The sequence below is a fragment of the Arthrobacter sp. Y3221159 genome (assembly GCF_059089885.1).
The window spans coordinates 200701-223734 of record NZ_JBNHFC010000006.1 but is presented as its reverse complement, the minus strand read 5'-3'; the positions used below and the strand labels follow the sequence as shown (position 1 = coordinate 223734).

General features: G+C 62.6%; 20 protein-coding genes and 2 tRNA genes. 9 read left to right on the top strand and 13 right to left on the bottom strand.

Going from position 1 to position 23034, the window contains the following annotated elements; translation table 11 throughout:
* Positions 1-215, bottom strand: a 215-nt coding sequence (locus tag AC5RT3_RS08680) for a helix-turn-helix domain-containing protein (protein ID WP_494053885.1), incomplete at its 3' end; no start/stop codon positions are given.
* A 319-nt stretch (positions 216-534) separates the two neighbouring features.
* Here AC5RT3_RS08680 and AC5RT3_RS08675 point away from each other — a divergent pair.
* Positions 535-1410 carry a glycosyltransferase family 2 protein gene (locus AC5RT3_RS08675; RefSeq protein ID WP_494011390.1) on the top strand — a complete coding sequence of 292 codons (876 nt, stop codon included), beginning with the start codon at positions 535-537 and terminating at the stop codon, positions 1408-1410.
* Here the strand turns inward: AC5RT3_RS08675 and AC5RT3_RS08670 are convergent, their stop codons facing one another.
* The 12 genes from AC5RT3_RS08670 to dnaA all read right to left on the bottom strand — a co-directional run bounded on the left by AC5RT3_RS08670 (position 1411) and on the right by dnaA (position 14685).
* Entirely contained in the window at positions 1411-2349 is a 939-nt protein-coding gene (locus AC5RT3_RS08670) for a DMT family transporter (protein WP_494011391.1), read from the bottom strand.
* Between the two features lie 119 nt (positions 2350-2468).
* Positions 2469-2544, bottom strand: a tRNA-Ala gene (locus AC5RT3_RS08665).
* Between the two features lie 72 nt (positions 2545-2616).
* Positions 2617-2733, bottom strand: a complete 117-nt coding sequence (locus AC5RT3_RS08660) for a DLW-39 family protein (RefSeq protein WP_494011392.1) — start codon at positions 2731-2733, stop codon at positions 2617-2619.
* Between the two features lie 70 nt (positions 2734-2803).
* Positions 2804-2877: transfer RNA gene (locus AC5RT3_RS08655), tRNA-Ile, on the bottom strand.
* A 96-nt stretch (positions 2878-2973) separates the two neighbouring features.
* Positions 2974-3642, bottom strand: coding sequence for a DUF3566 domain-containing protein (locus AC5RT3_RS08650; RefSeq protein ID WP_494123972.1), 669 nt, complete (start codon positions 3640-3642; stop codon positions 2974-2976).
* Positions 3635-6313 (bottom strand): DNA gyrase subunit A, encoded by a 2679-nt coding sequence (gyrA, locus tag AC5RT3_RS08645; protein WP_494051988.1) that lies wholly within the window; start codon positions 6311-6313, stop codon positions 3635-3637. The genes AC5RT3_RS08650 and gyrA overlap by 8 nt, the downstream gene beginning before the upstream one ends.
* 54 nt (positions 6314-6367) lie before the next feature.
* Entirely contained in the window at positions 6368-8452 is a 2085-nt protein-coding gene (gyrB, locus tag AC5RT3_RS08640; RefSeq protein ID WP_494051987.1) for a DNA topoisomerase (ATP-hydrolyzing) subunit B, read from the bottom strand.
* Between the two features lie 377 nt (positions 8453-8829).
* A complete protein-coding gene (locus AC5RT3_RS08635) occupies positions 8830-9390 on the bottom strand; it encodes a DciA family protein (protein ID WP_494051986.1) in 561 nt (186 codons plus the stop codon).
* Positions 9374-10582, bottom strand: a complete 1209-nt coding sequence (gene recF / locus AC5RT3_RS08630; RefSeq protein ID WP_494051985.1) for a DNA replication/repair protein RecF — start codon at positions 10580-10582, stop codon at positions 9374-9376. Before recF ends, AC5RT3_RS08635 begins: the two co-directional genes overlap by 17 nt.
* A gap of 46 nt (positions 10583-10628) precedes the next feature.
* Positions 10629-11513 carry a phosphogluconate dehydrogenase (NAD(+)-dependent, decarboxylating) gene (gnd, locus tag AC5RT3_RS08625; protein WP_494051984.1) on the bottom strand — a complete coding sequence of 295 codons (885 nt, stop codon included), beginning with the start codon at positions 11511-11513 and terminating at the stop codon, positions 10629-10631.
* Positions 11514-11614: 101 nt separating this feature from the next.
* A complete protein-coding gene (gene dnaN / locus AC5RT3_RS08620) occupies positions 11615-12739 on the bottom strand; it encodes a DNA polymerase III subunit beta (protein ID WP_009357111.1) in 1125 nt (374 codons plus the stop codon).
* Between the two features lie 524 nt (positions 12740-13263).
* Complete coding sequence (gene dnaA, locus AC5RT3_RS08615) at positions 13264-14685, bottom strand: chromosomal replication initiator protein DnaA (protein WP_009357110.1); 1422 nt, start codon at positions 14683-14685, stop codon at positions 13264-13266.
* Between the two features lie 469 nt (positions 14686-15154).
* Between dnaA and rpmH the strand changes: the two genes are divergently transcribed.
* The 8 genes from rpmH (at position 15155) to AC5RT3_RS08575 (ending at position 20877) form a co-directional block, all read left to right on the top strand.
* Positions 15155-15292 (top strand): 50S ribosomal protein L34, encoded by a 138-nt coding sequence (rpmH, locus tag AC5RT3_RS08610; protein WP_003800212.1) that lies wholly within the window; start codon positions 15155-15157, stop codon positions 15290-15292.
* A 41-nt stretch (positions 15293-15333) separates the two neighbouring features.
* Entirely contained in the window at positions 15334-15744 is a 411-nt protein-coding gene (rnpA, locus tag AC5RT3_RS08605; RefSeq protein ID WP_494011400.1) for a ribonuclease P protein component, read from the top strand.
* Positions 15737-16129, top strand: a complete 393-nt coding sequence (yidD, locus tag AC5RT3_RS08600) for a membrane protein insertion efficiency factor YidD (protein ID WP_494011401.1) — start codon at positions 15737-15739, stop codon at positions 16127-16129. The genes rnpA and yidD overlap by 8 nt, the downstream gene beginning before the upstream one ends.
* A gap of 15 nt (positions 16130-16144) precedes the next feature.
* Complete coding sequence (gene yidC, locus AC5RT3_RS08595; protein WP_494011402.1) at positions 16145-17116, top strand: membrane protein insertase YidC; 972 nt, start codon at positions 16145-16147, stop codon at positions 17114-17116.
* Entirely contained in the window at positions 17116-17682 is a 567-nt protein-coding gene (locus tag AC5RT3_RS08590; RefSeq protein ID WP_494011403.1) for a Jag family protein, read from the top strand. Before yidC ends, AC5RT3_RS08590 begins: the two co-directional genes overlap by 1 nt.
* Before the next feature lie 21 nt (positions 17683-17703).
* Complete coding sequence (gene rsmG, locus AC5RT3_RS08585) at positions 17704-18354, top strand: 16S rRNA (guanine(527)-N(7))-methyltransferase RsmG (protein WP_494011404.1); 651 nt, start codon at positions 17704-17706, stop codon at positions 18352-18354.
* A gap of 89 nt (positions 18355-18443) precedes the next feature.
* Positions 18444-19511 (top strand): ParA family protein, encoded by a 1068-nt coding sequence (locus AC5RT3_RS08580; protein WP_494011405.1) that lies wholly within the window; start codon positions 18444-18446, stop codon positions 19509-19511.
* A 64-nt stretch (positions 19512-19575) separates the two neighbouring features.
* Positions 19576-20877: a ParB/RepB/Spo0J family partition protein gene (locus AC5RT3_RS08575; RefSeq protein WP_494011406.1), complete on the top strand. Its 1302-nt coding sequence runs from the start codon at positions 19576-19578 to the stop codon at positions 20875-20877.
* The last annotated feature ends 2157 nt before the right edge of the window (positions 20878-23034 follow it).

The following is a 23034-nucleotide window of genomic DNA, read 5'->3' as shown; positions in this document are numbered from 1 at the left end:
GGCGAGGCGTCGGGTTTCCTGGGTCTGCCTTTGGGCTTTGGACGCAGCGCGTCAGGCCCTTCCCGGCGGTATGCCCGAGCCCACGTTTCGAGAAGCTTGGGCGACGATAAGCCGGCTTCTGAGGCGAGATCGTGCGCAGTCTCGCCTGCGGCGAAGCGTTCAACCAGAGCGAGCTTGAATTCAAACGAGTATGCGCGCTTTGTCGGTTTAGTCATCAACGCTCCCCGGCCATGGATCCTCCACCGCCGATAAAGACGGCCCACCGGGGAGCGGGCCACGCCCAGCAACCTGGCTGTCGCCTTGTCCGCGATGCCCTTCTCAAACCACGCTACAGCGGACTCGCGCTGATCCTCAGACAACGAACTAGACGCACGCATAAAACTGCTCCCCGGGAGTCGGAACTGAATTTCTCAGTCCAACTCCCGGGGAGCAGTTCACATGACGGGGCCCCTTCTGCTGTTTGCCGACGCGGCGGGTCCAGGACGCTGGTTCCGGTCCCGGGCACGGCGGCCCTGCGGTGCTAGATTTGAAGTGATGTCAGCCGATCAATCCCTTGGGGATGCCTTGAACGACGCAGCCGAGCTGCCCCGCGTGTCCATCGTCATCCCGGCGTATAACGAGGAGGGCGTCATCCGGCAGTGCCTCATCGCTGCCATCTACCAGTCCGTCCCGGCGCACGAGATCATCGTGGTGGACAACCTCTCGAAGGACCGGACCGCCGACATTGTCCGGCAGATGCAGCTTGAGTATCCGGAAAGCCCTATCATCCTGCTGAGCCAGGACCGCGAGCAGGGTCTGATTCCCACCCGCAACTTCGGACTGGACCACGCCACCGGCGACATCCTGGGACGGATCGACGCTGACTCCGTCCTGGAGCCGGACTGGGTGGAGCAGGTGCAGAAGGCGTTCCTTGACCCGTCGGTGCAGGCAGCCACAGGCCCCGTGGTCTACTACGACATGCCGATGCGCCGTTTTGGGCTGAAGGCGGACGACAAGATGCGCCAGCTCATGCTCAAGCTGGCCAAGCACCAGTACCACTTCCTGTTCGGCTCCAACATGGCGCTGCGGGCCTCCGCGTGGGAGACCATCCGGGCCGAGACGTGCCGGGACGAGAAAGACGAGATGCACGAGGACATCGACCTGTCCCTGCATCTGGCCGACCACGAGCTCAAAGTGCAGTACTGCGCCCAGATGGTGTCCGGGATGTCGGCCCGCCGGCTGGAGGATTCACCGCGGGATTACCGCTATTACGTCACCCGGTTCGACCGCACATACAAGGCACACAACGTCAAGAAAATGGCCTTGAAGGCACCGATGGTGGTCTTCTTCTCCGTCTACTTCCCGGCCAAGCTCCTGCGCGCCATCCACACCGTGAACACGGCGCAGCCGGTCCGCCGTGGCGGCCAGTAGCTAGTCCGTCCCCAGCTCCGCCAGCCGTTCCGACGGCGGCTCCTCCCCGCGTGCCGTGGGGCGCCTGCCGGTCCTTCCGGGCTTCTGCCCCAGGACGACGACGGCGAGCCCCGCCAGGATCAGCCCCAGCCCCGCATACGTGCCGGCCGGCAAGGTCTCCCCGAGGAACAATGCCGCAAGTAGCGCAGCACCCGGTATTTCGAGAAGGATGATCATCGATACCAGGAGGGGGCTCATGGTGGCGAGCAGGTGGTTGAACGCCGTGTGCCCTACCAGCTGCGCGCAGACGGTGATAGCTGCGATGCCAAGCCAGCCCGCGGCCTCGAAGCCGGCCAGCGGCTGTCCGGCCACCAGCGCCATTAGCGCCACGAGGGCGGCACAGACCCCGTAGCACAGCGTGGTGTAGCTGCTGGTGGTCATGTTCTGCCGCGCTTTGCCGCCGGCCAGTGTGTAAAGGCCGGCCAGTGCGCCCCCGGCCACCGCGAGCAGGTCGCCAAGCAGGGCCTGCGGCGACGATCCCATGTCGAAACCTGTGATGGCCACGACGCCGACAAACGCAGTGCCGAGCCCAGCGAGGACCTGCCAGCGATGCCGGACGCCGCGGAACAGCTGGAACACCGCGATCCAGGCCGACTGCAGGCAGACCAGGGCCGTGGCCGCGGCAACCGACGTCAGCTGGAGCGAGGTGATGAAGCAGGCGAAGTGCAGGGCCAGGGCGGCGGCCGCCACCAGGGACCAGGTGAAGTCCCGGCGGGTTATTGTGCGGAACTGGCGGGGTTCCCGGATGAGGGTGGGTGCGGCCATCACGGCGGCGGCAATGGCGTTCCGCCAGAAGGCGATGGCGAGGGCGCTGACGCTGGTGGCACCAAGGGTGGCCGCGATCAGCGGGCCGGAGGAGGCAACGCCCAGGACGCCCATGGCCGCGAGGAAGAAGGTCACTGGACAACCCTAATGGGCGCTCTGACGGCTAACTGCCGGTGCTGTCCGGACTCGTCGATATGGTTGCCGGGAGAAAGCAAAAGTCCCGGACCGCGCTTCCGCGGACCGGGACTTTCTTATGGTGGAGGCACGGGGACTCGAACCCCGAACCCCCTGCTTGCAAAGCAGGTGCGCTACCAATTGCGCCATGCCCCCATAAGAAGCAACCCGTCAATCATACCCTAGAACCGGAGAGCCATTTACCGGCTTACATTCCAGGCGCCCTGGCTAGTCAACCGAATCGGTGGACTTGCTCCAGACAGTTTTCCGGGCTTCGGATTCCTGTGCCTTGCGGTAGACCAAGATGCCTGCGATTGCAGCTGCAAGTACCAGCAACTTCTTCACATGCTCCCCGTTCCGGTCCGGCTCCGGGCTAACCCGAACCAAACCTCCACTTGAACCTGCACAGGTTCCGTGGGCGTACCAGGACTTGAACCTGGGACCTCTTCGTTATCAGCGAAGCGCTCTAACCGCCTGAGCTATACGCCCCGATGCCTCATCGGGCCGAGACATGACTTTACAGCACATCCCGGCCCGATCTCAAATCGGGTGTTTCCGCCGGTCCGGGACCGGCGGAAACGGGTCCTAATCGTCGGTGAGGGTGACGCCGATGCCGCCCACCAGGGTGGCCGAAATGTTGTAAAGCACGGCGGACAACATGGAGAGTGCGGTCAGCAGGACCACGTTCACCACGGCGATAATTGTGGCGAAGGACGCGACCTGGCCCAGGGAAGCGACCTTCTTCAGTTCGAAGCCGCCGCCTTCGGAGCCGGCCAGGGTGCCGAGCAGGCTGTCCACCTGGTCGAAGATGCCGGTGAGGTCCAAAACGGTCCACAGGACAATGGCAGCCACCACGGTGACAATGCCCAGGGCTACGGACAGCAGGAAGGCCATCTTCAGGACGGACCAAGGGTCAACCTTGCTGATCAGCAGCCGGGCGCGCCGCACCTTGGCCTTGGGGGCGGGCTTGACCAGGCCGGGAGTGCCCTGCGCCGGAGCGCCTGCGGGACGCTGGCCCACTGTGGCAGGGCGGGCGCCTTGTGCTGGCCGCTGGCCCGGCTGGGCCGGTTGCTCCTGTGCGGGACCCTGGGCTGGACGCTGGCCGGGAACGGCCGGGCGCTGGCCTGGGGCGGCGGCAGGCGCTGCCGGCCGCTGCTGCGGACGAACCGGGGCGTTCACGCGGGGTGCCGCTGAGGGCCGGCTTCCGTCGGGAACAGTGCTGCTCGGCTTGGGAAATGAGTCGGGATTACTCACTCGTTACCTCCGTGGTGTCTTCGTTCGGCTCAGCGTCGCCCGAGGCGTCCTCTGACTCAACGGCCGGTGATTCGTCTGCCATTCCTGACCCGGCGGACTCCCCAGGGGCCCCGCCATCTTCAGCCAACGTTACGTCATCCTCAGGCGATTCCTCGCCCTCAAGGCCCCGTTCACTGTTGCGTGCCACTTCGATGATCCGGTCGTTCTTGTCCGGCTTGGCAAAGATGACGCCCATAGTGTCGCGCCCCTTGGCGGGAACACCGGCCACCGAAGACCGGACAACCTTGCCGCCCTCCATGACCACCAGCACTTCATCTTCCTCCTGGACGATGAGTGCTCCCACCAGGTCGCCGCGTTCCTCGGCAAGTTTGGCCACCTTGATGCCCAGGCCGCCGCGGCCCTGGAGCCGGTATTCCTCGACGGCGGTGCGCTTGGCATAGCCGCCCTCGGTCACGATGAAGACGAAGGAGCCGTCCGTGATCACATTGGCGGCCAGGAGTTCGTCGTCTTCGCGGAACTTCATGCCGGTGACACCGGACGTTGCCCTGCCCATGGGCCGGAGCGCATCCTCGGTGGCGGTGAACCGGATCGATTGTCCCTTTCGGGAGACCAGGAGCAGGTCGTCCGTCTCCGAAACCAGCTGCGCGGACACCAGTTCATCTTCGTCCCGCAAGTTGATGGCGATCACGCCGGCGGAGCGGTTGGTGTCGTAGTCCTCGAGCCTGGTCTTCTTCACCAGGCCGCGCTTTGTGGCCAGCACCAGGTAGGGCGCCTGCTGGTAGTCCTTCAGGTCCAGCACCTGGGCGATGTGTTCGTCCGGCTGGAAGGCCAGCAGGTTGGCCACGTGCTGGCCCTTGGCGTCCCGGCCGGCTTCCATCAGCTCATAGGCCTTGGCGCGGTAGACCCGGCCCAGGTTGGTGAAGAACAGCAGCCAGTGGTGCGTGGTGGTGACGAAGAAGTGTTCCACCACATCGTCGCCGCGGAGCTGGGCACCCTTGATGCCCTTGCCGCCCCGCTGCTGCGAGCGGTAGTTGTCGCTGCGGGTCCGCTTCACGTACCCGCCGCGGGTGATGGTGACCACCATCTCCTCTTCAGGGATGAGGTCCTCCATGGACATGTCGCCGTCGTAGCCCATGAGGATCTTGGTACGGCGGTCATCACCGTGCTTGTCCACAATCTCGCCGAGTTCGGTGCTGATGATCTCGCGCTGGCGCTGTTCGGAGCCAAGGATCTCGTTGTATTCGGCGATCAGTGCTTCGAGTTCTGAGTGCCGGTCCTGGATTTTCTGGCGTTCCAGGGCGGCGAGGCGGCGCAGCTGCATGTCCAGGATGGCCCGGGCCTGGAGCTCGTCGATGTCCAGCAATTCCATCAGGCCGTCGCGCGCTGCTTCGGTGGTGTTGGAGGCACGGATGAGGGCGATGACCTCATCGAGCATGTCCAGTGCCTTGAGCAGGGCGCGGAGGATGTGTGCTTCCTCCTCCGCCTTCCGCAGCCGGTAGCGGGTGCGCCGGGCGATGACGTCCAGCTGGTGCGTCACCCAGTGCCGGATGAAGGCGTCCAGGCTGAGGGTGCGCGGTACACCGTCAACGATGGCAAGCATGTTGGCGGAGAAGTTGCTCTGCAGTTCGGTGTGCTTGTAGAGGTTGTTCAGCACAACCTTGGGCACGGCATCCCGCTTGAGGACAATTACCAGGCGCTGGCCGGTGCGGCCGGACGTTTCGTCGCGGAGGTCGGCGATGCCCTGGATCTTGCCGTCCTTGACCAGTTCGGCGATCTTGATGGCCAGGTTGTCCGGGTTGGCCTGGTACGGCAGTTCGGTGACCACCAGGCAGGTGCGGCCCTGTAGTTCCTCGACGTTCACCACCGCGCGCATGGTGATGGAGCCGCGGCCCGTGCGGTAGGCGTCTTCGATGCCCTTGTGGCCCAGGATGGTGGCGCCGGTGGGGAAATCGGGTCCCTTGACGCGCAGCAGGAGCTGCTCCAGCAGGTCCTCGCGGCTGGCGCCGGGGTTGGCCAGGTACCACTGGACGCCGTCGGCCACTTCGCGGAGGTTGTGCGGCGGAATGTTGGTGGCCATGCCGACGGCGATGCCGGACGAACCGTTGACCAGCAGGTTGGGAAACCGGGCCGGCAGGATGGTGGGTTCCTGGTTCTTGCCGTCGTAGTTGTCCTGGAAATCGACGGTTTCCTCGTCGATGTCGCGGACCATTTCCATGGCCAGCGGTGCCATCTTGGTTTCGGTGTAACGCGGAGCTGCCGCGCCGTCGTTGCCCGGGGAACCAAAGTTTCCCTGGCCCAGCGCCAGCGGGTACCGCATGGTCCAGTCCTGGATCAGGCGGACCAGGGCGTCGTAGATCGCCGTGTCGCCATGGGGGTGGTACTGGCCCATGACCTCGCCCACCACGCGGGCGCACTTGTTGAAGGAACGGTCGGGGCGGTAGCCGCCGTCGAACATCGCGTACAAGACGCGGCGGTGGACGGGCTTGAGCCCGTCACGGACATCGGGAAGGGCACGGCCCACGATGACGGCCATGGCGTAGTCCAGGTAGGACCGCTGCATTTCCGTCTGCAGGTCCACCTGCTCCACGCGGTCAATCAGCACGTCGCCCTCAAGAACGGTGTCCGGGGTTCCGGCGTCAGGCGCCGGGTTCTCGGGTGTTTCGTCGCTCATCTATTAATTTCCGTTTCAGGTATATGTCGAAGTCCGGATATTTTGCGCGGTGCCCTAGATATCCAGGAACCTGACGTCCTTGGCGTTCTGCTGAATGAAGTTTCGGCGGGACTCCACGTCTTCGCCCATAAGGACGGAGAAGATCTGGTCGGCGGCGAGGGCGTCGTCCATGGTGACCTGCAGCAGCGTCCGGTTGTCCGGGTCCATGGTGGTGTCCCACAGCTCGGTGTAGTCCATCTCGCCGAGGCCCTTGTAGCGCTGGATGCCGTTGTCCTTGGGGATCCTGCGGCCAGCGGCCTGGCCGGCCACGAGCTTGGCGTCGCGTTCGCGGTCGCTGTACACGTAATCGTGCGCAGCGTTGGACCACTTGATGCGGTACAGCGGCGGCTGTGCCAGGTACACGTAGCCGTTCTCGATCAGGGGACGCATGTAGCGGAACAACAGCGTCATCAGGAGGGTGGTGATGTGCTGGCCGTCCACGTCGGCATCGGCCATCAGGACAATCTTGTGGTACCGGAGCTTGGAGAGGTCGAAGTCCTCGCCGATGCCGGTGCCGAAGGCGGTGATCATGGACTGGACTTCGGCGTTGCCCAGGGCTTTGTCCAGGCGCGCGCGCTCCACATTCAGGATCTTCCCCCGCAGCGGCAGGATCGCCTGGGTTTCGGGGTTGCGCCCGCGCTTGGCGGAACCGCCTGCCGAGTCACCCTCCACGATGTAGACCTCGCACTTCTCCGGATCCTTTGAGGAGCAGTCCGAGAGCTTGCCGGGCATGCCGAATGATTCCAGGGGGCTCTTCCGGCGCGCGTTGTCACGTGCCTTCCGCGCCGCCATGCGGGCCTGCGCGGCGGAAATGGCCTTCCGGATCACGTCACGGGCCGGGCCGGGGTTGCGTTCCAGCCAGTCACCCAGGCCGTCGGTGACCACGCGCTGGACGAAGCCTTTCACTTCGGAGTTGCCGAGCTTGGTCTTGGTCTGGCCTTCGAACTGGGGCTCGGACAGTTTGACGGAGATGACGGCCGTCAGGCCCTCGCGAATGTCGTCACCGGTGAGGTTATCGTCCTTTTCCTTGATGATGCTCTTTTCGCGCGCATAGCGGTTGATCAGGGACGTCAAGGCTGCACGGAAACCCTCTTCGTGGGTTCCGCCCTCGTGGGTGTTGATGGTGTTGGCGTAGGTGTGCACGCTTTCGGAGTACGCGCTGGTCCACTGCATCGCCATTTCCACAGCGATCTTGCGCTCGGTGTCCTCGGTTTCGAAGGCGATGACATCCTCGTGGACCACGTCCACTTTCTTGCCGGAGTTCAGGTGCTTGACGTAGTCCAGCAGGCCGTCGTCGTACTGGTACACCACGGTCCTGTGCTCCGCGCTGACCTCGCCCTCGGTGGCGATGGCATCGAGATCCAGGTCGGCGTCGGCGTCTTCAGCGGTGGGCGTGCGCTCGTCCGTCAGCGTGATGCGCAGGCCCTTGTTCAGGAACGCCATCTGCTGGAAGCGGGCACGGAGGGTCTCAAAGTCGAACTCGGTGGACTCGAAGATTTCCGGGTCCGGGTAGAACGTCTGGCTGGTACCGGTGACGTCCGTTTCCTCGCCCTTGACCAGGCTGCCCTGGGGCTTGCCGCCATTGGCGAAGGACATGCGCCAGACGTGGCCCTGCCGGCGGACCTCTGTATCCACTCGGCTGGACAGCGCGTTGACAACGGAGATGCCCACGCCGTGAAGGCCGCCGGACACGGCGTAGCCGCCGCCGCCGAACTTGCCGCCGGCGTGCAGGATGGTCATGACAACTTCGACGGTGGGCTTGTGCTCGGTGGGGTGCATGTCCACGGGAATGCCACGGCCGTCATCCACAACCTTGACACCGCCGTCGGCCTGCAGGACCACCTCGATATGCGTGCAGTAGCCAGCGAGGGCTTCGTCGACGGAGTTATCCACCACTTCGTAGACCAGGTGGTGGAGACCGCGCGGCCCGGTGGAGCCGATGTACATGCCGGGACGTTTCCGGACGGCTTCCAAACCCTCAAGGACAGTGATGTCGCTGGCCCCGTATTCGCGCGGCTTCGCGGATTCCGCAGGAGTGTCAGGCGTACGGGCATCCTCGACTGCGGGTTCAACTGCCAGATCTGTATTGTCGTTAGCCACAGGCGCTGTCGACTCCTCTGTTCTCGATGATGGCCGGCTGATTCCTCCTCCAAACGGAAAAGGCACCCGCCAACAGGCACAAACTTATGGCGCGGGTGGCTTGCTGACGGTGGGGGTCCGCACCCGCGTGCCGAAAGCACCCGGAGAACGGACTCAGTCAACGTTTCACCCGCGCCCAGTTATCTACAACGATTCTACCGGGAAACAGTCCATATTCCCGCATTCCGGGGCCGTGGACGGGAAGCTGCATGGCTGTGCCCGGCCGCTGGCCGCGCCTAGGGCGCTCCAAAAGGACCGTCCCCGGGGGCCTATACACCCACCGGCCCTTCCAGCGCTCTACACGGCGTTGGGAGCATTTTCAATAGTCCGGCCGGAGGCTACCCGTAGGTGTCCCGTGGCCCACGGCCGTTGACGGTCCGGCCGCCCTTGCGCCAGCTGGGCGCGGAAGGGCCCAGGACCTGGATGCTGGTGACCACCCCGTCGCCGAGTTCCACGCGGAACTTCTCCAGCAGGCTGGTGCTGAGCAGCCGGAGCTGGGTGGCCCACGCCGTGGAGTCACACCGGACGTGCAGGGTTGTGTCCGTGAAGCTCTCAGGGGTGCAGTGTGCGGAAATCTCCGGCCCCACCAGGGCAGGCCATTCCGCCATGACGGAGCCCACCGCCACCGGTGACGTCCAGCCCCGTTCAGCCACCAGCCGGCCCACCACCTTGCCAAGGCCCAGGGGATCACGGCCAGTGGAATGGAACTGGCTGAAGCCGCGGGTATCCCGGATTCCGCCCCGGGCTTTCTGGGAGCCCGGCCGAACGGCCTTCCTGCGGACTTCGCCCCGGGCAGCGGCGGCCTCCCGCATCCGGTTCAGTGCCGCCTGCGGCGCATCGATGTTGTCGGGATCGCGGCCGGGCTGCAGCCCGCCTCCGTTGTCACCGTCCCTGCTCATCAATACCTCCCGGGATGACCTTCACCCGCCGGCCGGACAGCTCTTCCGGGATATCGGCATCGACGGCGGCGGTCACCAGGACCTGTTCCGCGCCGGAGACTATTGCCGCCAGTTTACGCCTGCGCTGGACGTCCAGTTCGGCAAAAACGTCGTCAAGGATCAGGATTGGCGCAGAACCGCCGGTGCGGGCGTCGTCGAGCATCACGTAGTAGGAAGCGAGGCGCAGGGACAGGCACATGGACCAGGTTTCGCCGTGCGAGGCGTAGCCCTTGGCCGGGGCCTGCCCCAGGACGAGTTCCAGTTCATCGCGGTGCGGTCCCACCAGCGAAATGCCCCGTTCCAGTTCCTTCTTCCGGGACTCCGCAAAGGCGCGCACGTACCGTTCCGTGAGCTGTTCGACGGAAAGCCTGCGCAGGTCCTCCGTCCCGACGGCGTCCCCCTGCAGGTCGCGCGGCGCATCCGGCAGGGGGGCGCCGTCGTCGTCCATCTGGTTCTGGAGCGTGGAACGGTACGTGGCATCGGCGGGCTTGGATGCGTCAGTCAGCTCCGCATAGGCGCGGGCAAGGTGCGGCCGGAGGCGTTCCACCAGCTCAAGGCGGGCGTGGAGGAGCTCGGCACCGGCCCGGGCCATGTGCTGGTCCCAGACATCCAGGGTTGCCTCGTGCCCGGACGTGAACTTTCCGGACCGCGCCGATTTGAGCAGGGCGTTGCGCTGTTTCAGCACACGGTCGTAGTCGCTGCGCGTGGCGGCGTGGTGCGGAACGAGGCTGGCCAGCAGTTCGTCCAGAAACCGCCGGCGGTTGGCGGGATCGCCTTTTACCAGAGCCAGATCTTCGGGAGCAAACAGGACCGTTTGGCAAATCCCCAGCAGGTCCCTGGCCCGGACGGGATTGCTGCGGTTGATCCGCCCGCGGTTGGCGCGGCCGGCATTGATCTCAAGTTCCAGGATGGTGGTCTGGTCCCCGCGGACCAGCCGTGCACGGACGAGCGCCCGGTCGGTTCCGAATCGCAGGAGGGGGGCGTCGGAACTGACCCGGTGGGAACTGAGCGTGGCGAGGTACCCGATGGCTTCCATCAGGTTGGTCTTGCCGATGCCGTTGTATCCCACCAGGACGGTGACGCCCGGCTCCAGGGCAAGGTCAACCTGGGCGTAACTGCGGAAATCGGTCAGTGAGAGGTGTTCCAGGTACACGCGGGCTTCGACAATTCTGGAGACGACGGCGGTCCCCCGGTGGGTGCTACTTTGCGGGACGGGTTGCGTGGCCGCCGAATTGGTGACGGAGGGCGGAGACCATCTTCATGGCAGGTGAACTGTCCTCCCTGGACTCAAAGCGGGCGAACAGCGCGGCGGTGATGGCCGGGGCGGGAATTGCGTTGGCAATGGCTTCCTCCACCGTCCAGCGCCCTTCCCCGGAATCCTCCACGTAGTCATCGATATTCTGCAGGCCGGGGTCTTCCTCCAGCGCCTTGACCAGCAGGTCAAGCAGCCAGGACCGCACCACAGTGCCTTTTTGCCATGCCCGGAAAGTGCCGGGCAGGTCGTTGATGATGTCCTTGGATGCAAGCAGCTGGTAGCCCTCGGCGTACGCCTGCATCAGGCCGTACTCGATTCCGTTGTGGACCATCTTGGCGTAGTGCCCGGCGCCGATCCCGCCGACGTGGACGAAGCTGTCCGCGCGTTCACCTTCGGGACGTAGGGCATCGAATACCGGCAGTGCGCGTTCGATGTCCGCCGCATCCCCGCCGGCCATCAGGCCGTAGCCGTTCTGCAGCCCCCAGACTCCGCCGGACACTCCGCAGTCGGCGAAGCGGATGCCCTTGGCGGCAAGGAGTTCGCCGTGCTTCTGGTCCTCGGTGAAGCGGGAGTTCCCGCCGTCGATCACCAGGTCACCTTGGTCCAGCTTGTCCGAAAGCTCCGTGATGACCGCATCGGTAATCGCGCCGGCGGGAACCATCACCCAGATCAGCCTGGGAGCAGGAACTGCGGCGAGCAGCTCATCCACGGAGGCAGCATCGGTGACGTCCGGGTTGCGGTCGTAGCCTGTGACGTCGATCCCGCCCTTGCGCAGCCGCTCGCGCATGTTGAATCCCATTTTGCCAAGGCCAATCAGTCCAATGTGCATCAGGAACTCTTTTCTGCGCGAGGGGGCGGGCTTCATTATGGGCGGCCCAGAACGACAACAACTCTGGGCCCACGCCGCCAGGGTTCCCTGGCCGGTGGGGACTAGTTGGGGAGGCGGACCGGCATCACCAGGTAGCGGTAGTCGTCCTGGTCCTCGCCATCGGCGTCTGCCTGTGCCGTGATCATTGCCGGCTTCGGCGCTGAAGTGAAGGAGAAGCGGACGAACTTGGTTTCGATCACGCTCAGGCCCTCCACCAGGTAGTGCGGGTTGAAGGCAACGGTGATGTCGTCCCCGGAAAGCTGCGCTTCCAGTTCTTCCGAGGCTTGGGCGTCCTCGCCGGTGCCGGCGTCGAGGTTCAGCTGGCCTTCGGTGAAGGCAAGCCGTACCGGGGTGTTCCGCTCGGCCACGAGTGAAACACGGCGGACCGCCTCAACCAGTTCCTGGGTTTGCACGGTGGCGTGGATGGGAGTGGATTCCGGGAAAAGCGAACGGATCTTCGGGTAGTCGCCATCCACGAGCAATGAAGTGGTGGTGCGTCCGCCGCTTTCGAAGCCGATCAGGCGGCTGTCGTCGTCAGAAAGTGCGAGGTTGATGTCCCCGCTGTTGCCGAGTGTCTTGGCTACCTCGTTGAGGGTCTTTGCCTTGACCAGGGCGCTGGTGGAGATACCGGGCGTCACAGGCTTCCACGGCACTTCGCGCATAGCCAGCCGGTACCGGTCCGTGGCCAGGAGGGTGATGAGGTCGTCCTCGATCTCCATCCGGACCCCGGTGAGGATGGGGAGGGTGTCGTCCTTGCTCGCGGCGATGATCACCTGGGAAACGGCCTGGGCGAAGGCATCGCCGGGGACCGTGCCGCTGATGGCGGGAAGTGCGGGCAGGGGCGGGTATTCGGCTTCAGGCATGGTGGCCAGGTGGAAGCTGCTTCGGCGACAGGTGAGTGTCACCTTGTTGCCGTCGGTTTCGACGTCGACCGGAGCGGAGGGAAGGCTGCGGCAGATATCCGCCAAGAGCCGGCCTGATACCAGAATGGTGCCTTCGTCCCGGATGTCCGCGGCAATTTCCAGCCGTGCGGAGGTCTCGTAGTCAAAGCTGGAGAGGCTGACGGTGCCGGCTTCGGCCTTCAGGAGGAGGCCGGACAGGACGGGTACGGGCGGCCGCGGAGACAAGGACCGGGCTGTCCAGGTGACGGCTTCTGCCAGGACGTCCCGGTCGACTCTGAACTTCACGGAAGGGTGCCGCCTTTCATTGCTGCTGCGTTTGGGTTCCGGCACTCCCGCGGTAGGAGTCCCTGAAAAGTGTTGTCCCTGCCCTGTTTGGCGCATGGTTTGCACTGGGCGGACCACGCACGGACCCAGGGATGGGAGCGCTGCTGACAGCTTAGCCGGAACATCAGGGATTAACCCATCCCCCAGTCCGGCCCCAAGGGGTCCGGGCCGCCTGGCCCGCCCGGCAGAGGTGTGCGGATCGATCTTGTTGTTTGAGGGACTTCGATTTTTAGGGATTAGTAGTGTTAATAACTGCTGTGGAAACTGTGGATAACCGTGCTTCGGCCCGGGTTCGAGGGGTTAAGCCCTGTTCATGGACTGTGGGTGGAGCAGGTTTTAAACAGGGTGTGGATGGGGATAGAAATTTTCGCCATTTTCGCGATCCACAGGCGGCTTAAGGGTTTTAAGCCCATTAACCGCGGTTGTCCCCTTAACTATCCACAGCCTTATCCACATGCACCTGTTAATAAGGTATAGGTGGCGGGTCAGGAATCGCGCTGCTGTTGCTTAATCCGGTTGGTCAGCTCTGTCACCTGGTTGTAAATCACACGGCGCTCGGCCATGAGTTCACGGATTTTGCGGTCTGCGTGGATGACCGTGGTGTGGTCGCGTCCACCGAGCTCCTGGCCGATCTTGGGCAGGGACATGTCGGTGAGCTCCCGGCACAGGTACATCGCGATCTGCCGCGCCGTCACCAGCGTGCGGGTACGCGACTTGCTGCACAGCTCTTCCATGCTGAGCTTGAAGTAGTCAGCTGTCTGCTGCAGGATCTGGCTGGACGTGATTTCCTGGGCGCCGTCGTCCGTGATGAGGTCCTTGAGGACCATTTCCGCCAGGGCCACGTCCACCGGCTGCCGGTTGAGGCTGGCGAACGCCGTGACGCGGATCAGGGCGCCTTCGAGTTCGCGGATGTTGCTGGAGATCTTGGAGGCGATGTACTCAAGGGCGTCATCGGGTGCCGAAAGTCCTTCGCTCAGGGCCTTCTTCCGGAGGATGGCAATGCGGGTTTCCAGTTCCGGTGGCTGGATGTCCGTTAGCAAGCCCCACTCGAAGCGGGATTTCATCCGGTCCTCGAAGCCCGCCAGCAGCTTGGGCGGCTGGTCCGAGGTGATGACCACCTGCTTGTTGTTGTTGTGCAGCGAGTTGAATGTGTGGAAGAACTCCTCCAGCGTCCGGTCCTTGCCGGCCAGGAACTGGATGTCGTCGATGAGCAGCACGTCCACGTTGCGGTACGTGGTCTTGAAGCTGGCGCCTTCGTCGTCCCGGATGGAGTTGATGAAGTCGTTGGTGAATTCTTCCGAGTTGACGTAGCGGACGCGGATTCCGCTGTAGAGGCGCCGGGCGTAATGGCCGATCGCGTGCAGCAGGTGCGTCTTGCCCAGCCCGGAATCGCCGTAGATGAACAACGGGTTGTAGGCCTTGGCCGGCGCTTCGGCAACTGCTACTGCGGCAGCATGCGCGAAGCGGTTGGACGAGCCGATCACGAACGTGTCGAAAACGTACTTGGGATTCAACCGGCCGAACTCGTGTGACGTACTGGGCAGCATTGGCTGCGGCTTCTGCTCCACCAGCTGGTCCGAGACGAAGGACGGTTCGACGACGGGTTCGGGCTCTTCGTGGACGGGCACCAGATCGGTGTCGACGTCGATGGCGCACCGGATATCTTCCGAGAAGACGCTGTGCAGGGCATCGTCGAGGGCATCTTTCACCTGCGTCTGGAGCACTTCGCGGGTGAGTTCGTTGGGTACGGCCACCAGGAGGGTGGAACCGATCAGGCCCTGGGCCTGGGCGAGGATGACAAAGCCGCGCTGCCGCGGGGAAACGCGGTGGTCCTGCTCCAGCAGGCTGACAACGCGGCGCCAGGAACTTCCGACAGTATTGGCGTGGTTGGCTTCGTCTACTGTCATCAATGGGTTCCCTCAAAACTTGCTTTGCCTGCAATGCCTGCAGCCCAAAGTCCGGAACCAGGATGCTGGCCCAGCTTAATCCACAGGGTTATGCACAGTACGTGGATAATCGGCTACTGGGCCACTCTAGGGGATGAAAAGCCTAGAAGATAGCTGGCCAGTTGCTTGTGGATAATTACACGGGTGTGGTTCCCAAACGGGGGCTGTGAGCCACTTCATCCACAGGCTTTGGGGGGTAGTTAGGAACAGCCGGGGATAGCGCCCGGGGGCCGTCCCGGTTTGACGCAAGGGCTTGAATTGCCCTAACGTTGTGAAGTCCTTTGTGTCCGCTTTTTGGCCCCATCTGAATCTCCCAGACGCTCCGCGTTTGGGCAGCCGGGGGAAGCGTGCATATACAAAACTTAGCGTCGGCCAGTTCTTCCCCATACTGATCGGGTGGGCGCACCTTTGATCCACTGGAGTAACTAACGTGAGCAAGCGGACTTTTCAGCCGAATAACCGCCGTCGAGCCAAGAAGCACGGCTTCCGCCTTCGTATGCGTACCCGTGCCGGCCGTGCCATCCTGGCAGCCCGCCGTGGCAAGGGCCGCACCGAGCTGTCGGCCTAAATAACCTGACTTGTCGGTAGACATCCCTTTGCGAGTTTAAGGTGCTGGCCGCCCGCAACCGCCTGAGGACTGCTACCGATTTTTCAACAACTGTACGTTCCGGTGTCCGCAATGGGCGCCGGAACGTAGTGTTATATGCGGCAGCCATTGCTGCCGACGAACCCAGCCGGATCGGGTTCATCGTTTCCAAGAGTGTAGGGAACGCTGTGGTCAGGAACCTCGTTAAGCGGAGACTGAGGGAAGCGGGTGCCGCCTCGCTGCGCGAGCATGGCACCGGTTTCGCCATAGTGGTCCGGGCGCTTCCCGCGTCCGCCTCTGCCAGCTGGGATCAGCTGCTGAAGGACTACAACGCTGCACTGGAATCGACGCTGACCCGGCTGGCCGGCCGCCCCGCGAAGGCGGCCGCGAACGGTTCGGCTGGTACAACACAGGAGGGGACATCGCGTGCGTAACGCCACCGCCGTCGTCGCCCGTATCCGACCTGTAGCCGCCGCCGTCGGAATGTTCCTGTGGAACATTCCCCGGAACATCCTGATTGTGTTGCTCAAGGTATACCGCAAGGTGGTTTCACCCTTGTACGGGCAGGTCTGCCGTTTTTTCCCTTCATGCTCGGCCTATGCCCTTGAAGCGGTCACTGTCCATGGCGCCGTCAAGGGAAGCTGGCTCGCAGTCCGGCGCCTCGGCCGCTGCCATCCATGGAACGCCGGCGGTGTGGACCACGTCCCCGCCGGGAAGCGGGACTGGCCGGAGAGCCAGGCCCCCACAATTGTTGTGCTGAACAACCCGGACAAGTACCTGGCTGCTCGGACTGATGGAGAAGGCCGCAGTGCGGCCTGACGAATAGGGATAAGTATGGACTTCTTTGAAACAATCATGTTTCCGTTCAAGTGGCTTGTGTCCATCATCATGGTGGGCTTCCACGAGGGCCTGACTGCCATCGGCCTGCCCGAGGCATCGGGCTGGACGTGGACTCTTTCCATCATCGGGCTGGTGCTCGTGATCCGCGCCGCCCTGATTCCCGTGTTCGTGAAGCAGATCAAGGCGCAGCGCGGCATGCAGCTGCTGCAGCCCGACCTGAAAAAGCTCCAGGATAAGTACAAGGGCAAGACTGACCAGCTGTCCCGCCAGGCAATGGCGCAGGAACAAATGGCCATGTACAAGAAGCATGGCACCAACCCGTTCTCCGCGTGCCTGCCGATGCTGATCCAGATGCCGTTCTTCTTCGCGCTGTTCACTGTCCTGTCCGGCATTTCGACGGCGAGGGACCGGAACCAGGGCATCGGCGCGATGAGCTACGACCAGGTAGTGCAGTTCGATGACTCAACTATCTTCGGTGCCACACTTTCCGCGTCACTCCTGCACGGCGGTGAAGGCAACCTGACCGCGGTCTGGATCCTCTCCATCATCATGATTCTCGCCATGACTGCCTCGCAGTTCATCACGCAGAAACAGATCATGGCCAAGAACATGTCTGAAGAAGCCATGGCCAGCCCCTTCATGCGCCAGCAGAAGATGATGCTTTATATCCTGCCGATCGTCTTCGGAGTGGGTGGCATCAACTTCCCCATCGGTGTCCTGATCTACTGGACCACTACCAACCTGTGGACTATGGGCCAGCAGTTCTTTGTCATCCGCCGTATGCCGACGCCGGGATCCCCCGCCGCCAAGGCCCTCGCCGAGCGCCGTGCCGCCAAGGGCCTGCCGGCCCTGTCCATCCTCAGCGGCAAGAAGGAAGACGAGGCCGATGCCGCCGCGGCGGCAGCCATCGCCGAACCCAAGGGCCAGCGTGTCCAGCCACAGCGCAAGAACAGGAAGAAGAAGTAATGTCAGCCGAGAGCACCGAACACGCCCTTTCTGAAGACATGATCGAAGACCAGGACGAGTCCGTGAACGAAGAGACTGCCTCCCCGAAGGTGTCCGCTGTCAGCCGTCTCGATGAAGAGGGCGACGTCGCGGCGGACTACCTTGAGGAACTGCTGGACATAGCCGACATCGACGGTGATATCGACATCGAGGTCCGCAATGGCCGCACCTACATCTCGATTGTTGCCGAGGAAGAAACTGAAGGCCTTGAGAGCCTGGTGGGCGAAGACGGCGAGGTTCTTGAAGCACTCCAGGAGCTCACACGCCTTGCGGTGCTGTCCGCAACTGAGAACCGGTCGCGGCTGGTCCTTGATATCAACGGGTACCGCCAGGAGCGCACCGGCTACCTGCAGAAGATTGCTGAGGACGCCGCTGCTGCCGTAAAGGAAAGCGGCAAGCCGGTGGCATTGGAGCCGATGAGCGCCTATGAACGGAAGATCGTCCACGACGCCGTTGCAGATCTGGGGCTTGTCAGTGAGTCCGAGGGCGAAGGCAGCGGACGCCACATTGTTGTATCCGCAGACTAGAGAATTGCTGGCCCGCTGAACATGGTTGACATCACGGCAACTGAGCTTTTGGCCGCCGAAAAAATCTTCGGCGACCGCCTTGATCTGGCCAAGCGCTACGTTGAGCATCTTGCCACCTCGGGAACTGAACGTGGCCTTATCGGGCCGCGGGAAATCCCCCGGCTGTGGAGCAGGCATGTTCTCAACTGCGCCGTCATCGAGAGTGAGATTCCGCAGGGCAGCCAGGTGGCCGATGTCGGCAGCGGGGCCGGCCTGCCCGGTCTCTGCCTCGCCATCGCCCGGCCCGACCTGGAACTGACCCTCATCGAGCCCCTGGAACGCAGGGTCCTCTGGCTGCAGGAGGTGGTGGACGATCTCGCGCTGGACAATGTCACCGTGATGCGAACGCGTGCAGAACTGGCTGTTGGGCATGTTGACGCCGACGTGGTGACGGCAAGGGCAGTCTCCGCACTGAGCAACCTCGCCGGGCTGACCATTCCCCTCTTGAACGGCAAGGGCGAAGTTGTTGCCATCAAGGGACGGAGTGCCGGCGAAGAGATCGAAAAAGCCGCCAAGGTGATCCGGAAACTGGGCGGCGTTGAAACGTCAGTCCTGACCGTGGGTGACAACCTGCTTGAGGAACCCACCACGGTAGTGCGCATCGTTGTAAACAAGTCCCAAAAGAAGTCCTAGTCCTGGCCCGGTAGCCGTAGTCTGCCGGGTCGAGCAGTTAGGCTAGTCAACGGCAGCAAAAATGGCTGAACGAGAGTGAGTGTGCCCCAGTGACCAGTAGTGAAGCCTCCGCACAACGGATACCGCCGTTTGTGTCATTGGGGTCAGCTCGTTCCGTCACTGGGCCGGGCCTTGCCCCAGGCCGAGGCGGTAATCATCCCCAACCGGTAGCGAATTCGGGCTCGGCCTCCCTGGTTTCACGTGAAACAACCCCCGCCGGTAGATCCAACATCATTGATGCAATTGATGATTCCAGCCCCATCGCGCGCGAACTCGCGCACGAAACCAAGCGCCGGGAGCGCCTCATGGGTCGTAAGCTTCCCCGGCCGGAGAAGACCCGGATCTTTACTGTTTCCAACCAGAAGGGTGGGGTGGGAAAGACCACCACCACCGTGAACATTGCGGCCGCACTGGCAGCAGCCGGACTGAACGTCCTGGTGATCGATATCGACCCGCAGGGCAACGCATCCACGGCCTTGGGCATTGAGCACCACGCGGATGTCGACAGCATTTACGACGTCCTCATCAACGACGTGCCGATGGCAGATGTGGTGGCCCAGTGCCCCGACATTGAAAAGCTCATTTGCGCGCCGGCCACCATTCACCTTGCAGGCGCAGAGATCGAACTGGTGTCGCTGGTGGCGCGCGAGCAGCGGTTGCGCCGGGCCATTGATGTTTATGCCAAGACGCGTGAAAAGAACGGTGAGGAGCGGCTCGACTACATCTTCATCGATTGTCCGCCAAGCCTTGGCCTTCTTACGGTTAACGCGTTCTGTGCTGCCAACGAGGTCCTCATCCCGATTCAGTGTGAGTACTATGCGCTCGAGGGACTCAGCCAGCTCCTGAAGAACATTGAGATGATCCAGAAGCACCTCAATGACGAACTGGAAGTTTCCACCATTCTGCTCACCATGTATGACGGCCGCACCAACCTTGCTGCCCAGGTTGCTGCCGAAGTCCGCACGCATTTTCCGCAACAGGTGCTGTCCGCTGTAGTACCCCGCTCGGTTCGCATTTCGGAGGCGCCGAGCTACCAGCAGACTGTCATGACGTATGACCCATCCTCCAGTGGCGCTCTGTCTTACCTGGAAGCCGCTGCTGAAATAGCAGAACGCTAGAAATCTTCAAACTGCAACGACCGGAACCGGCATTGCCTGGTTCTACCACTGGAGGGATTTATCCATGAGCGAGAAGCGACGGGGCCTAGGCCGCGGTCTTGGCGCGCTGATTCCAAGTTCCGCCGCATCCAACGGGCAGGGCAACGGTGCAGCAGTATCCCGCCCGGTTGACCTCTTCTTTCCCGAAGGACGGAAGAAAACTGATTCGCCGGATGATGCTGCGGGTTCTGCGCAGTCCGTTGCAGACAAGCTGATTGCCTCCCCTGCCCCCAGGTCCACGTCGAAGCCTTCGAAGAAGCAGGATGCCGATTCGCGGGATGCAGACACTTCTTCCTCCGCTTCCGATTCTGCCGGGACCAGGAAGCAGGCCGGTTCCGCCGCTGCTGCTGCTGCATCCAAGAGTACGGGGCCCAAGGGTTCGCCTGCCAAGGCAGATGACCAGGAACCGGTCCAAGCCGAAGCCCGCGACGACGCATCGCCGGAGGAGTCGGCAGCTGAGCCGGTAGCTTCCCCTGCGGTGATCGACGACGGTGTAGAGCTCGTTGAGGTCCCGGGCGTCCGGTTTGCTGAAATACCGGTCACGGATATCCATCCGAACCGGAAACAGCCGCGAAACGTTTTCGATGAGGACGACATGGCGGAACTGGTCCACTCTGTACGTGAGATCGGAGTCCTGCAGCCAATTGTTGTCCGAAAATCAACGGAATCCGGTAGCGAGCCCTTCGAACTCGTCATGGGTGAACGCCGGTGGCGGGCAGTCCAAGCGGCCGGGCTGGACACCATTCCCGCCATCGTGCGGGATACCACTGACGATGACCTCCTTCGCGATGCTTTGCTCGAGAACCTCCACCGGAGCCAGCTCAACCCCTTGGAAGAGGCGGCGGCCTACCAGCAGCTTCTTGAGGATTTCGGCACGACACACGAGCAGCTGGCAGATCGGATCGGGCGTTCACGCCCGCAGGTGTCCAACACGCTGCGCTTGCTGAAGCTTCCTCCCCTGGTCCAGCGCCGCGTTGCCGCCGGAGTCCTTTCTGCGGGGCATGCCCGTGCCCTGCTTTCCCTTCCGGATGCTGCGGCGATGGAACGGCTGGCCCAGAAGATTGTTGCCGAAGGTATGTCCGTGCGCGCCACGGAAGAGGCTGTCACGCTGTACCAGGATCCCGCCAAGCCCGTGAAGAACAATATTCCCCGTCCTGGTGCACGTCATGAGCGGCTCGACTACCTCGCGTCCTCCCTGTCTGACCGTCTGGATACTAACGTGAAAATCTCCCTGGGTGTCCGAAAGGGGAAGGTCAGCATCGAGTTTGCGAGCGTTGAGGACCTGAACCGCATCATGGATGTTTTGGCTCCTGGTTCGACGAATTAGTCCGCGCTCTGAAGGGCCCGATTCACTACGAATTGGGCCTTTTTGCGTCTTCTAGGGCGCGTTGAACCGCCCGGCGCATGTCCGGCTTCCGCCAATATCTGCGCCGCGAACCGAACTGGAATTTGGACCGCCCCATCACCTGTTTCCGTTGGCCCTCATATTTTTACTCTCTTCTCGCGGTTGGAAGGGCGGCTTGGGTTTTGACGCGCCTTTCCCCTAACCATGTGCAGCTCGGGCTTCAACGATGTTTTCAGCTTTAGACGGTGTCCCCTTCGTCCCTGGGAACGAACTGTTTCACGTGAAACACCCCGTCTATCACTGCAAGACGGGCAGAAAGGAAGGCCAAAGCAGCGCCCGCATCCACGGTGGCATTGGTCGTTCCGCAGTACACAGGAGATTCAACTGTCTGCCAGCGCCGGGCGAGTGAATGAACACCAGCGATTCTAGGGCAGTTCGAGCGGGACTTGGTGAATCTGTGAGCATATGGGAATTGGCTCGCGCTAGGAAGCCCTCCCCAGCAGCCCCATTTGCTGGATAACCGCCGCTCGGCTACAAGAAACTCAATTAGTCATAAACATCACCGTCCCGCGTGGTGCAGTGAAGGAAGGCGTGGCGATAGTTCATTGAAGAATTCAATCTGTGATCCCGGCTCTCCGATCAGCCGGACAGTTGTTTGCCTAGGGACATCTACGTATGGAGACACTCGCGGTGAAGCGTTGCCGATCCTCGAGCGGTCCGTGCACTTTCCTTGACGTCACTTTGTACCTGCGGGTATGAGCAATGTGGCAATTCAACTGTGGTGCGTGTTCCACGTGAAACGGTGGCCAGCTAGTGCGGGAGAATCGACCCCTCAATGAACGTCTTTACAAGGAAGGTTTCTCACTGGGTGATCAAGAGTGGGCACGAAGTCTGGGACCAAACCGGCGAGCAATGTGAGAACAGAATGTGCGCCGCATCAATTTGCGGGATGTATCGAACTCCTACTACCAGATACCTCCTCCTAGTAGGCAGGCCGTTTGTCGCTCTCTTGCACCGGCTCCTCAATACGACTCCCGCTAAGCATCACTACAGGAACAAGCCCCTTACACGGGTGTGCGCCAAATTAGCAGACTGGTGCCGGAGCTGCCGCTGACACTGGTGTGGCCAAGTTTCACGTGAAACAGATGGCTGGCGAGGCCAGGACCAGAACATGGCATTGCTCATGCAATAGGAACCTAGAACAGCAGCACTCCTATCCTGCGGGGGCATACTCGGAGGGCAGGGACCTGGCACGCCCAGGGACGCATGCACAGACTCCTACCGACCCGTCCAATCTCGATTGTCACCTTACTGACAGACTTATCACGTTCCGGTGCGCGCGGAGCTAAAGCCCCAAACTCGTATTCGAGCTGCCCGCAGCGTCACGAACTTCTATTCGAGCTGCCCGCGGCGTCACGCCGTAGCACTGCGGCTCGAGAATCCACCAGAGGAGCCCGGCTCGCTGAACCACCAGGGGCTGGCACATCCATTTGGACTCCGTATTGGGGCTCTGTGGAAGACTGCTGTCCCCGCCGCGCTGCGTTGCTCCCCGTGCAGCCTGAAGCCACGACATCGGTGCAGCATTGATGTCTTCCACGGCCGCAGACCATGGGAAGGGACTACATGTGGGTCGGCCTCTCCGGAACATAATGATGGGCACCGTGTAGGCCTTGGTGTCATCCATGCAAGCAGGATGAATCGTGGCGCACCATGCCGCGGGCCCCCTACGACGTGATGAGTGCTGTACTTTGGTGTCAAAAATGACCGCCTGCCTGGCTCACAGATGGACTCCCCACTGGCGTGAATCATGTGACAGGCACGTGTCCCGCGGTCGTTCGCCTAGGCCCAGTGATGACCCTTAGTGAGCCAGACCGTCGCTGGCGCCGGCCGTACGCAGGTCCAGAAGGATAGATTTTGTCGGTGGATATCGCTGTGGATAACTCGGTGGATAACTTGCGACCTCTCTGTTCCTTTCCGGAGGGAAACGCCGTCCGTGCCGCTCGGCATGTGCCGGCCACCCCCCGTCGACTTGCTCCTTCGAGTCGTTTCACCGTTGCTTGGTGTTTCACGTGAAACACTGTCGGCCGTCTGGAAAGGGGCACTAGAGCCACATCCGGTCGCGCCGTGCCAACCAGGCCG